The 10,939-nt window shown below is 45.3% G+C and carries 6 protein-coding genes; all 6 read left to right on the forward strand.

The features are described 5' to 3' along the window. The first annotated feature begins 18 nt into the window (after positions 1 to 18). On the forward strand, positions 19 to 5,778 hold the full coding sequence (locus tag RT269_RS13485) for a CehA/McbA family metallohydrolase (RefSeq protein WP_313183329.1): 5,760 nt from the start codon (positions 19 to 21) through the stop codon (positions 5,776 to 5,778). Positions 5,779 to 6,197: 419 nt separating this feature from the next. Next, positions 6,198 to 7,613 (forward strand): ABC transporter substrate-binding protein, encoded by a 1,416-nt coding sequence (locus tag RT269_RS13490; RefSeq protein WP_313183331.1) that lies wholly within the window; start codon positions 6,198 to 6,200, stop codon positions 7,611 to 7,613. Positions 7,614 to 7,737: 124 nt separating this feature from the next. Then, positions 7,738 to 8,631 (forward strand): carbohydrate ABC transporter permease, encoded by an 894-nt coding sequence (locus tag RT269_RS13495; RefSeq protein ID WP_313183332.1) that lies wholly within the window; start codon positions 7,738 to 7,740, stop codon positions 8,629 to 8,631. A 14-nt stretch (positions 8,632 to 8,645) separates the two neighbouring features. Then, positions 8,646 to 9,509: a carbohydrate ABC transporter permease gene (locus tag RT269_RS13500; RefSeq protein WP_313183333.1), complete on the forward strand. Its 864-nt coding sequence runs from the start codon at positions 8,646 to 8,648 to the stop codon at positions 9,507 to 9,509. A 24-nt stretch (positions 9,510 to 9,533) separates the two neighbouring features. Beyond that, entirely contained in the window at positions 9,534 to 10,481 is a 948-nt protein-coding gene (locus RT269_RS13505) for a BadF/BadG/BcrA/BcrD ATPase family protein (protein ID WP_313183335.1), read from the forward strand. Beyond that, positions 10,459 to 10,939: ROK family protein (locus tag RT269_RS13510; RefSeq protein WP_313183336.1), on the forward strand; the 481-nt coding region annotated here is incomplete at its 3' end. The genes RT269_RS13505 and RT269_RS13510, both read left to right, overlap by 23 nt.

Here is a 10,939-nt window from a genome sequence, read left to right on the forward strand (position 1 = left end):
GGAAGGAGAAGAAAAGTTATGAACTTAAGGAAGCTGTTAAGTTTGATTCTGTCAGTTGCCATGTGTATGAATCTGTTAGTCGTGCCTGGTTTTGCGATGAAGGCAGATTCGAACCTGACAAACGGTTATGGGGCAGAACGTTCCAGTGGGGGAGGGGATAAAGCCAGCCCCAGTGAAGCGGACAAGGACACGGATGTAGACATTCCCGATAAGATGGAAGAAGATAAGGGAGAAACGGAAGATAAGGGAGATACAGCCGATAAGGGAGATACGGGCACAGTGAAAGAGGAAGCCAGTGCTGTGGAACCTGTAGAAGATAAGTCCGCACTAAGCGACATCGGTCTGGCAGACCACGTAGTGATCAGTCAGGTATATGGCGGCGGAGGCAATAGTGGCTGTATATGGAAGAGCGATTTTATTGAATTGTACAATCCTACAGATGAAGATATAAACCTGGAAGGGTGGTCAATACAGTGGCTGGCTACCAACACGTTTGCCTCTCCTAACATCCAATTAACAAACCTTTCAGGGACCATCGAAGCTGGCGGTTACTACCTGATAAAGGAAGCAGATGGGAATAATAAAGAAGCGCCAGAACTTCCGGAACCTGATGTTGAGGGTAGTATCAACATGGCAGCAACAGGTGGGGCAGCGGCATTGTCCAAAAGCAGCGAGAGGTTATCGGGTAAAGACGATGAGAATTTCGTTGATTTAGTAGGAGTTGGCGCAGCGAAGGAGTATGAGACCCAACCAACCGCTGCAATGTCAAATTCTACCGCCGCTATCCGCAAGGACCCGGCAGTTGATACTGACAACAACAGCGCTGATTTCAAGATTGGAAAGCCAGAGCCGCATAACAGTTCCTATGAGGAAGGCGGGAATCAACCGGAAGAAACCAAATGCAAGACACCTGTTGCAACACCGGCTGCCGGACCGGTACTGAAAGGAACGCAGCTCACATTCTCTACGGCAACTTCAGACGCTGTGATAGAGTACAATACGGAGTCTAATGCTGCTGATGAATGGATCATATATTCAAACGCTGACAAGCTGATGATTGATGAACCGGTTACATACTATGTGCGTGCTGTTAAGGACGGGCTGGAAGACAGTGAGATAGCTGAGTTTTCCTATACAATCCGTGAAGCCGGCAAAGTGATGACGATAAAAGATGTGCTGGCATTGGGACAGAACACAAAAGATGTGACGGTTACAGGGGAACTGTCATATCTGGCCACTACATATGGAAATCCGGTGCTCCAGTCCGAGATCGATGGCAGCCAGTACAGCATTTATATCTATGGAGCAGCGCCGGATGATGCCAGGATTGGTGATATCCTGGAAATCACGGGAGATTTCCAGATCCGCTATGGTATGCCTCAGATCACATCCACGAAAGATAAAGCAAAAATCGCTGTTAAGCAGGATGAGGCGACCATACCGCCTGTGAAGTATACCGTCAGTCAGATAAAAGCCATGGCTGGTACCGCTGATATAGAGAAAAGCGGACTTATTAACAGAGTTGTTCTGATAGAGGATGTCAAGCTGGGCAAGCTTAATACATCAGGCAGTACACCTGTAACTGATGCAACCGGCACGATTGACATTTATCAGGCAGCTCCATATCCGGAAGGTGTTGAAGAAGGGGAGACCGTGGATTTAACTGCCATGATAGGCAGATATAATCAGACGATTCAGCTATACACCGGTACGGAAGAGAAAAATGGTTTTCCTGTCTATTACGTGAAAAATGATACCAAACCACCGGTTATTACCTTAGGTACCTATATTGATGCAAGACCGGATCAGGAATATCCCATTTCCGTACAGGTCAGGGATAACGTGGGCGTTGCGAGTGTGGAGGTTCTTTTCGGGTCCTTAAAGGCTATGCAAGACAAGTCAATGTCCATGACATTTAATCAGGATACGAACAACTATGAGGCTGTTATTCCGGCAGAAAATTTTGCTAAGGGTCAGCAGGCCTTATACATAAAATTCAAAGCGAAAGATAAAACCGGTCTCGAATCTGAAAGTGGGATAGTAACGATCGCTATCAATGACAAACCGCAGGTACTGGCAGTTACTCCTGAGAGAAATAAGGCGACAGGAGACGTGAAAGCGCCTGAGATTTCTATCAAGCTGGCGAATAGCGGAAATAACCCATCGGTAAGTCTCACTCTCAGTAAGTCAGATGGCACTGCTATTTATACAGACCAGTCTATGAATCTCAAAGAGACAGCCGCTGACGGCACAACATATGCTTTTTCGCCCAAGGTGCTGGAAGACGGCACTTATAACGCGCAGGTGACGGTTGTTCGGGAAGATAAAGTGTCTTTTACTGAGAATTGGAAATTTACAATAGGCAAGTCTTCCTTCACCGCATATTTCGGACAGCTTCATGGGCATACGAACTATTCGGATGGTTCCGGATCTGTCAAAGATGGTCTTAATTATCTTGCCAATATACCGGAAGAAGACAATGTACAATTTGTATCTTTTACAGATCATTCCAACTATTTTGATACAAAAGATGCACCTAATCCGAAAGAGGCGCTCAACGACCCGTCTCTTATGACATCTGAGAGCAGGGCGATATGGGAGGAATACAGAGAGCAGACGAGATCGTTTAATGAAACCAGTACAAGAAAGGCATTATCCGGTTTTGAGATGACCTGGTCCGGCGGTCCCGGTCACATCAATACATTTGGCTCAGCAGGACTGGTAAGCCGCAACAATACCACGCTCAATGACAAGAAAAATGATGCAGGTTTAAAGGCTTACTATGACATTCTGACTGCTGATTCAGACCCGTTGGCAAATCTTTCACAGTTCAACCACCCGGGCAAGACATTTGGTACATTTTCAGATTTTGCATACTATACACCGGCAAGAGATGCCAAAATGGTCTTAGTAGAAGTAGGCAATGGCGAAGGCTCCATCGGTTCAGGCGGATATTTCCCAAGCTACAATGAATATACGAAAGCACTGGATAAGGGCTGGCATTTAGCGCCTTCCAATAACCAGGATAATCATAAAGGGCGCTGGGGCAATGCAAATACGGCCAGGACAGTCGTCATTACAGATGATTTATCTGAGACAGGGATTTTAAGTGCGCTGAAAGACATGCATGTATACGCGACAGAAGATAAAAACTTAAATATCATGTATACGTTAAATGATCAGCTTATGGGAAGTATCCTGGATGTATCAGATGATGTGAAAACGCTGAATATTTCCGTAAGCGTAGATGACCCGGATCCGTCAGATATCATTAAAAGTGTAGAAGTAGTGACAAATGGCGGCGCAATAGCAGGAAAAAAGGAAGGCACTGGAAATAGCGGAGAGTTCACCTTTGAGCTTCCGGCAAAGAAAGGATATTATTACATACGTGTTACTCAGGCGGATAAAAATATCGCCGTAACGGCTCCCGTGTGGTATGGTTCCGCTGCAAAAGCAGGCATATCTTCCTTTACCTGTGATACAGACGTACCAGTGACAGGCGATCCGGTGAAGTTTACAGTCACAGCTTTCAATAATGAAGAATCAGATGCCACGCTTACAAAGCTGACATTTAAAACCGGTGATAAGGTGCTTGAAAGTGAAGATCTGAATGTGAATTTAAAGTCATTTGGAACTTACACGGTAAACAAAGCGTTTATACTTGATAAGGTAGGCGTAAATGAAATAGAAGTTACTGCCCAAATGGAACTGGAAGGAGATCGCAAGATATTCAGCTTTACACTGGAAATAGATATACGTGACAGTTCGAAGATGAAATATTTTGGGATAGATGCCAGTCACTATAATGAATATGTGAATGGAAACTATAAGGACAGTATGGGAAATTTCACTGCCTTAGCAGGAGATTACAATATCAGGATGGTCACGCTTTACACGAGCGAGGAACTGATCGCCGCTTTAAAGGACGACAAGTATGTTGGAATTTTGATAAATGCGCCTTCCAGACGCGATGGTACCAAGCTGCGGGAGGATTATAAGAACTACACAGAGGGTGAACTTGATGCTGTCAGAGCTTTTGCTAAAAAGGGCGGAAAGACGATTATGGTCTGTGCCTGGAGCGATACCTATGAGGCATATGATGGTTTCAAGGGTGATCCGTCCAGGGCAGAGGATCATATGTCGGCTCAGCAGAACAAGATCTTAGAAGCTCTCGGAAGTTCTTTCCGTTTTGCAGATGATGAGTTACAGAGCGATAGCAGTAATGACGGCAGAGTGATTGGTATCTTAAGTACCGATTATAATCAGCTGAATCCATATATGACCGGAGTGGATGCAGGCCTTAAATTCAACACGTATGGCAATGCGGACATTTATGCAGTGGATGAAAGTGGAACTCCAGTCCGTGACAGCGCCATGCTTCCTTCAGGAGCAGCACCTCTGGTATATGCACCGGCAGATACGAAGAGCCTGGATAAAGACGGCGTAGGATTATCAGGAGACGCATTGGCGAAATTAGATGGACGTTTTGTATTGGCAGCTACTCAGGAGCTTTATTTTAGCGATGTCGAAGCATCTACACTATATTTATCAGGATGTTCGACTATGAGTGATTTCCAGCTGACATTTGACAGTGCGGCCACCAATGATTACAGCAACTACCAGATTATGGCAAATCTGTTGGAGAAGACGAACCAATTGCAGATTACGCCTATTAGGGAAGTGCAGGCGGCCGGTGAAGGCGAGCGGTTTATTATCGAAGGCATAGCTACGTCTAACGCTTCTGGTTATGATAAAGAGACTGCTTTCTTCGATAGTATCTATGTGCAGGATTATACTGGCGGAATTAATCTTTTCCCTGTATCCGGAGATATCAGAGCAGGCCAGACCATCAGGGTATTTGGAAAAACTTCTTCTTATCAGGGAGAGAGGCAGCTGGCAGTAGAAAAGATTATGGTAATTGATCCGAATATAACGGAGCTTCCAGTGCCTGTTAAAGAAACTACGAAAGAAGCTTATGAGGGCAAAAACCTCGGCAGTTTAGTCATGGTAAGCGGCAAGGTTATTTCCATTGATGCGCCGAATAACCTGGTAGAAACGATTATGCTGCAGGATCAGTCAGGGAAACCGGCAAGGATATTTATTGATGGTTATATTACAAAGGATAAGGTGATAAAGGATTTGAAAATCGGTGCATATATGTCGGCAGTAGGACTTTCATCCAGAACTGTCATAGGCGACTCTGAGGATTCTGTATCTCGTATACGAATTCGTGACAGAGACGATGTGAAGCTTGCGGAAGAACCCGGAAATCCCGAAAATCCTGAGAATCCTGAGAATCCGGGAAATCCTGAAAATCCTGTAAAGCCAGAGCGCCCCAGTGACTCGGATAGAGATAGGGATTACGGCACGGTTACAAAGTCCCTTGTACAAAGTTACAATGTAGAATGGAAACAGAATGCCAGAGGCTGGCAGGCTCTTAAGAAAGATGGAACATATGCGGCAAATGAATGGTATCAGTGTTCCTATAATGGCCAGGTGTCGTGGTACCGCTTTGACACAGAAGGGTATATGGTTACAGGCTGGTATCTGGATGCAGATGGAAGCTGGTACTACATGAGCGAAAATCATGATGGCACATTCGGCGCTATGGTTACGGGCTGGAGATGGATTAACGGAAAATGTTACTGCTTCAATCCGGATATTCTGGCAGCGCAATACAAATATGGCGCTATGCTTAAGAATACCACTACCACAGACGGTTACGCTGTAAACGCAAATGGAGAGTGGATCGTGGATGGAGTAGTGCAAATCAGATAGTACAAAGCTTGACCACAGAATTTATTGCTTTTGCAGGTCAGAAATGTCTTATATTTACAGACGATCTGACCTGCTTCTTTTTATGAAACGATGGAAGGTGATGGAAAAAGATATTCTTTAAGAATGCAATGATAAAAATGCGTAAATAGAATGGAATATTGTAGAAAAATATAAGAGTATATGTCGAAAATGATGGTGAAATTTGATGTATTATTTCAATGTGTGAAATAATATTTCCTAATAATTGGAATTCTTTGACAAAAAGAATTCATGAATATATAATGGAAACAGCTATAAGGAAATGGTGGCATTTGGGGCAGGGATCGCATTCCCATAAAGGCGAGGGAGAAGTTGGCAAAGGCACATGAACATGTGCATTACGCCATAGAGCAGATATAAAAAATAATGGAGGAGAAAACATGAAAAAAAGAAAACTATCCGTACTGTTGGCAGCAGCCATGATTGCCAGTACACTGGCGGGCTGCGGTACTTCCGCAAAGGGAACTGCGGTGCAGCAAAGCAATGGAAAAGACATTGTTAAAGCATTGCTTCCGCCTGTTTCTGCATCCTATCAGGATAAACTGATGGAATATGCAAAGGAGTTTAACGAAGCCAATCCCGATTTGGAGCTGCAGATCACAACGGCAAGCTGGGAAGACATTACGGAAAAACTGGATGTTCAGGTAAATGCAGGCTCTCCGCCTGATATTGCCTTTATCGGTTCTAACGGGGTCACGAAATATCTGGATACGGAAATGCTGGTAGACATCTCCCAATATGCGGATAAGGAAATGATAGAAGATTACAATGCAGATATTATCAACTATTTCAAAAACGGCGACGGGCTTTATGGATTCCCTGCCTATGTGGAGGTTCAGGCAATCGGCGGAAATAAGGCCATGCTGGAGGAAGCAGGGATCGACTGGGAGGGAGTGCAGAATAATGGCTGGACCTATGAAGAATTTCGGGAAGCCATCAAAAAAGGAGTTGTCAAGAACGGAGACAGCTATTCCCGGTACGGCTTTGTTTTTGCCTGTTCAGGCGTAGCTGCAAAGGATTATTTTTCGATCTTTGTAAAAAATGCAGGTATGCCTGCCGCCTTTGACAAGGATTTGAAATATACATATACCAGCAGTCATATAGTTCCATTTTTAAAAGATATCAGAGCCTTGATCGACGATGGTTCCATGCCGAAAGAATTAAGCTCCGTGGATGCGGGAAAACGCTGGAACATGTTCCTGACCGGGCAGACCATGATCACCGGCAAGGGACTGTCGGTTTTTGAAAAGTCTGCAACTGATAATAATAAAAAGCTGGCTGCAAATGACGGAAGTGCAGTAGAAGGAAGCCAGGAGGTGGAGTACATCGTACTGCCGGTGCCTACATTCCAGGGAAATAAGCAGCAGGCACAGGGAGCGGTAGATGGATATGTGTGCTTCCGCGGCAAGGATGAACCAAGCCCGGATCATTTAAAGAACGTGGCAAAGGTCGCCTATTTCCTGGCGAGCGGAAAAAGAGCGGCAGAAACCTGTCAGGAACTTTATATCAGCCCCGTTTGTAAATCCGGAGAAGAAGCATTTGCCTCCCTTCCTCCGATGGAAGGGAAAAATGAGAATAATACAAAAGCAGTTAAAAATCTTGCCACCCAGGTGGCGGAAGCCAGACCTGACATCCCGGCTGATTTAGGGGCAAAGGCGATAAAGATTGAAGAAGAGGTTATTTTGCCAAAATTCCAGGGGTTGTTAGCAGGAGAAATCACCCCGGAGGAGATGCACGAAGCCATTAAAAAGGCTGCAGTAGAGGCGTTTGGTGAGGAAGGCTGTGTTATGGATTAATGGGAAATGAGATCCATAGGAAATCATGATTTTTCGGGCATTGGTAATCGTAACAGGTGCCAATGCCCATTTCTTATCTGCGGGATCATTATGCTTTTTAGAAAAAAGGGAGAGGGGAAGGAGTATGCAGACAGCAAAGAGAAGAAAGCGGTTAAACAATGATGCCAAATGGGGGTATGTTTTCATATTCGTACCCATTGTGTCATTTATTATCTTCACATTATATCCGGTAGTACAGGCGGCGATTGTAAGCTTTCAATCCTATAAGCCCCTAAAAACAGAGTTTGTGGGATTGACCAATTACAGTAACACATTAAAAAACGGACTTTTCTTTAAATCCATCTGGAACACTGCCGTGTATACGGCCGTAACGGTGCCAATCTCCATCCTGGTGGCATTTATCATCTCCATTCTGTTGGTTCCCTTTAAGAAAAGAAGCCAGTCATTTTTTAAAGCAGTATTTTATCTGCCCGGGATTGCATCGGGAGTAGCTCTCTCCTTTGTATGGAAATGGATATTTGATCCTCTGCCAAGCGGCCTGTTAAATTCGGTGATCCGGGCATTTGGGATCCAGAATCAGAACTGGCTGGGCAGCTCTCAGACGGCCATGCTGTCACTGATCATCATGACAATATTCTCAGGCCTTGGTTCTACTGTCATTATTTATGTGGCTGCATTGCTTGGGATTGATCCCACCTATTATGAGGTTGCCAATATTGACGGAGCAACCTTTTTGCAGAGAATCAAATACGTAGTATGGCCTATGGTCAAACCGACCACTGTTTTTCTGACTATCACCGGAGTGATCAATGCGTTTCAGGCATTTCAGACGGCGTATTTAATGACGGGGGGCGGACCGGATCATGCCACGACTATGGTAGGACTGTTGATATTTAACAATGCTTTCAAATATTTTAATTATGGGGAAGCATGTGCACAGGCATTATTATTGGCAGGAATCATTGCAGTCTTTGCAATCTTCCAGTTTAAGGTAATGGCTGCTGATGTTGAGTACTAGGAAGGAGGGCTGGTATGGGTTTATTCAGGCAATATGGGGTCGATCAAAAATATAAACAAGTGTTAAGAAACGGGGCAATGTCAGCCATCCTGCTCTTCCTGGCCGTACTGACTCTGTTCCCAATTTATTACATGGTCATCTCATCCTTTGGACCGCCAAATGAGATCGGGGCAGCCAGTTATACACTGTTCCCTAAATATGTAACATTGGATTCCTATAAATTCTTTTTTGGATTCAGCAAAAGCTCGATCCGATGGATCGTAAATTCTATGATCGTTGCGGGCGTGGTCACATTAAGCAATGTGGTCTTTGCCGGTATGGCTGGATATGCATTTGCAAAAGTAAGGTTTCCGGGAAGTAAGATATTATTTTTTCTGCTGTTGTTTGCGATGATGGTGCCCTATCAGGTCACCCAGGTTCCATTGTACATATTGGTAGCCAATGTGCTGAAGCTGACAGATACTTATACCGCATTGATCGTGCCGTCTCTGGTCACCTTCTACAATATATTTATGGCGAAACAGTTCTTTTCTTCCCTCCCCACTTCGATTCTGGAAGCGGCAAGAACAGAAGGCTGCAATCAGTTTCAGATCCTGATAAAAATAGTCATACCTATTTCAAAAACAATTTTATCCGTTATGGCGATCATGACCTTTATGGGCAGCTGGAATACCTTTTTCTGGCCGTTTCTGATATGCAACAATGAGCAGATGCAGACCATTCAGGTGGGGCTTAAAAACTTCAGTTTTGCAAATACCACTTATTTTTCACCCATGATGGCAGGGGCAACGATTTCGGCATTGCCTATGTTTATCCTGTTCTTTACCTTGCAGAAATATTTTCTGGAAGGAGTAACGGTGGGTGCGGTGAAGGGATAACGAAAGGAAAAAGGGGGTAATCAATTGAGCGGACCGTTTGTAATAGGAATGGATGGGGGCGGGACTGCCACCACTGTAATGGTAGCCGGACTTCATGGCGATCTTATGAAAAAGTTTCAGTTAGGGCCTTTAAACATCAATGGACAGTCCCGGGAAGCGGCGGAACATACGCTGACGGATTTAAAGAGAGAACTGGAAACGTCAGGCATGAATATGAGTGACTGCAGAGGAATCTGCATTGGCGCCGCCGGAATCAGCAACCGGGATACGGCGGCATTGCTGACACGGAATTTAAAAGAACAGGGGATGCAGGGAGTGATAAAGCTGGTGGGAGACCATGAAACTGCCCTGGCAGGGGCGATGGAGGAACCAGCCGGTGTCATACTCATTGCCGGGACCGGTTCGATCTGTTACGGGATCAATGAGTCCGGAGCTAAGTTCCGGGCCGGCGGCTACGGCCATATCATTGATGATGCCGGAAGTGCCTATGCCATCGGAAGGGATATTTTAAAAGCAGTGGTGAGGTCATCGGATGGGAGACAGGGGCAGACCGTATTGAAGGAAAAAACATTCCGCTATCTAAAGATGGATTCTGTGGAGGATATTATCACCTGGCTGTATCAGCCCGGGAGAAGCAAAAAAGAGATCGCCGCCCTGGCTCCCCTTCTGGAAGAAGGAATCAGGGAAAAGGATCCGGCTTCCGCCGGGATTTTGGATCATTGCGGGGAAGAACTGGCGGAGCTGGCAGGAGCCGTACTGACTCATTTTCAGTCTCCGGTCTCCCTGGTTGTAAGCGGAAGTGTATTAATGAAAAATAACGAGATATACCGCCTGTTTTGTGAAAAGGCGAAAGAACGATTTCCCCAGCTGGAAATCATGAAGATGAAGGGGGAAGCTGCCCAGGGAGCCGTCAGGATCATATTACGGGAGACAGCGGAAAGGAACGGATATGAAACAATACCTGGCAATTGATATAGGAGGTACTTACATAAAGTACAGCCTTATGGATCCGGAATACCGGGTTCTTCATGAAGGAAGCACACCAACGGAAAAACTGCCGGCCGGGTTTCTTAAGCAGTTCATGGGGATCGTGGAAACCTATATGGATCAGATAAGCGGCATTGCAATCTGTATGGGCGGTTTTATCCATCCGGTAACAGGAGAAAATACGGATTTCAGCGTTGGGGCTAATTTCAGGGCGTATCGTTTAAAAGAAGAGATAAACAGGAACTATCCGGTTCCCGTTGTACTTGAAAATGACAGCAATTGTGCCGCACTGGGAGAAATGGTACGGGGAGCGGGAAGGAGTTTTAGGGATATTTGCATGGTCACCTTTGGAACCGGGATCGGCGGTGCCATCATCATAAACCGGGAATTATACCGGGGCAGCCACTTTAAATCCGGGGAGGTGGGATTTGCCAGAGTCGGCC

Source organism: Lacrimispora sp., from assembly GCF_032078915.1.
Classification (GTDB): domain Bacteria; phylum Bacillota; class Clostridia; order Lachnospirales; family Lachnospiraceae; genus Lacrimispora.

Bases quoted from the DNA above. Each gene is read 5' to 3' on its own strand.
- RT269_RS13485 (WP_313183329.1), top strand. From the start codon at position 19: ATGAACTTAAGGAAGCTGTTAAGTTTGATTCTGTCAGTTGCCATGTGT.
- RT269_RS13495 (WP_313183332.1), top strand. From the start codon at position 7,738: ATGCAGACAGCAAAGAGAAGAAAGCGGTTAAACAATGATGCCAAATGG.
- RT269_RS13490 (WP_313183331.1), top strand. From the start codon at position 6,198: ATGAAAAAAAGAAAACTATCCGTACTGTTGGCAGCAGCCATGATTGCC.
- RT269_RS13500 (WP_313183333.1), top strand. From the start codon at position 8,646: ATGGGTTTATTCAGGCAATATGGGGTCGATCAAAAATATAAACAAGTG.